Source organism: Secundilactobacillus angelensis (assembly GCF_012641075.1).
In the GTDB taxonomy this organism is placed as follows: domain Bacteria; phylum Bacillota; class Bacilli; order Lactobacillales; family Lactobacillaceae; genus Secundilactobacillus; species Secundilactobacillus angelensis.
On sequence record NZ_JAAXLJ010000091.1, the window covers coordinates 1 to 342 of the forward strand.

Consider the following 342-nt stretch of genomic DNA (forward strand, 5'->3'; position numbering starts at 1 on the left):
TGAAATTGTTGAATCAGATGATGATTATTGGGGTCAGTTTAAATAATGAAAAAACTAAGATTTAAACCACGTGCAACCTTTAATGCTGATCTAAAACGGCTAGCCAGTTTAGACAAATCTATTATTGATGAAGTTCGAGCAGCCATTGACCTGTTGCTTGAGCAACAACAATTACCACCAGAATTTGAGGATCATGAGCTTAATCGGCGAATGAGCGGCTATAATGAATTTCATTTACGAGACACCCCGAAAAACAAAACACCAAGCGAAACTAACGATGTCCTGGTGGTTTATACGATTGATAAAGATGAACTAGTCTTAATTGGCATTCGAGTCGGATCG

1 protein-coding gene is annotated in these 342 nt (G+C 38.0%); it reads left to right on the top strand.

Going from position 1 to position 342, the window contains the following annotated elements; genetic code table 11:
- Window positions 1–45 precede the first annotated feature (45 nt).
- Window positions 46–342, top strand: a 297-nt coding sequence (locus tag HC026_RS12495) for a type II toxin-antitoxin system YafQ family toxin (protein WP_168926216.1), incomplete at its 3' end; no start/stop codon positions are given.